The sequence below is a fragment of the Streptomyces sp. NPDC056580 genome, from assembly GCF_042793175.1.
In the GTDB taxonomy this organism is placed as follows: Bacteria; Actinomycetota; Actinomycetes; order Streptomycetales; family Streptomycetaceae; genus Streptomyces.
Genome location: NZ_JBHTVE010000049.1, coordinates 1 through 1,330, shown reverse-complemented (window position 1 = coordinate 1,330; position 1,330 = coordinate 1). Strand labels below are relative to the sequence as shown.

Annotated in this window: 1 protein-coding gene; it reads left to right on the top strand. The window is 68.8% G+C overall.

Going from position 1 to position 1,330, the window contains the following annotated elements:
• Positions 1-241: 241 nt before the first annotated feature.
• A complete protein-coding gene (locus ACFQ9Z_RS39325) occupies positions 242-1,306 on the top strand; it encodes an IS110 family transposase (RefSeq protein WP_383031944.1) in 1,065 nt (354 codons plus the stop codon).
• Positions 1,307-1,330: the final 24 nt, after the last annotated feature.

The following is a 1,330-nucleotide window of genomic DNA, read 5'->3' as shown; positions in this document are numbered from 1 at the left end:
GCTGACTGTGAGGATGTCGGTGGTGCCGCCCGAGGCGGTCTGACCCGCCAACTGACCGACGTGCGAGCTGTCTTGTTGATGAAATGTCGGCCGACTCGGGTGGTGCCGCTCTGCGCGCGGCCGGTCGGGCGTTTGTGACCTCATAGGAGCCCGGCCAAAGGTCCCATCACAGTCTTGTCCTCCCGCCCGACCGGCGCGTGCCATCCCTCATGCGTCGCACGGAAGGACAGCACTCATCAGCATGGCAGAAGAGATGACGGTGATCGGCGGCGTCGACACCCACACCGACTTCCACCAGGCCGCAGTGATCGACTCCATCGGCCGGCACCTGGCCACCGAGGCGTTTCCCACCACTCATGACGGCTACCGTCGGCTACTGGAGTGGTTCCGCTCGCACGGCGAGGTCATGGCCGTCGGCGTCGAGGGCACCGGCGCCTACGGCTGCGAACTCGCCCGGCTGCTGCGGGCAAACCAGGTGACCGTGATCGAGGTGGACCGCCCTGACCGGCGAGCCCGCAGGGCCAACGGCAAGTCCGACCCCGTAGACGCCTTCGCCGCGGCGACAGCCGTACTCTCCGGCCGGGCCAGCGGGACCCCCAAGACCCACGATGGCATCGTGGAGGCCATCCGCGCCCTGCGAGTGGTCCGCCGCTCGGCCGTCAAGGCCCGCACACAGATCATCAACCAGATCCGCACCCTCATCATCACCGCACCGGGCGAGGTCCGTGAGCGGCTGCGCACCCTGGCCCCCGCCGAGCTGATCAAGCAGCTGTCACGGTCCCGGCCCGGCACGGACACCCGCGATCCGGCCTGCGCGGTCAGGATCGCCCTGCGGCGCCTGGCCCACCGCCACCAATACCTCACCGCGGAGATCGCCGACGCAGACGCCGAGCTGAAGTCGCTGGTGGTCGAAGCGGCACCCTCACTGGTCGCACTGCCTGGACTGGGCATCGAGACCGCCGCGCAACTCCTGATCACCGCCGGCGACAACCCCGAGCGGCTCACCTCGGAAGCATCATTCGCGCACCTGTGCGCGGCAGCCCCCATCCAGGCCAGCTCGGGCCGCACCAACCGGCACCGCCTCAACCGCGGCGGCGACCGCCGGGCCAACCATGCACTCCACATGATCGCGCTGGTCCGCATGCGCTACGACCAGCGGACCCAGAACTACGTCGCCCGCCGCACCGCCGAAGGCCTGTCCAAGAAGGACATCCTCCGCTGCCTCAAACGCTTCATCGCCCGCGAGGTCTACGGGCACCTCACCCGTCCCCGCGACACACCGAAACCACTCACACAGACCGCTTGACGGCCTATAGGAGCGTCATCAACG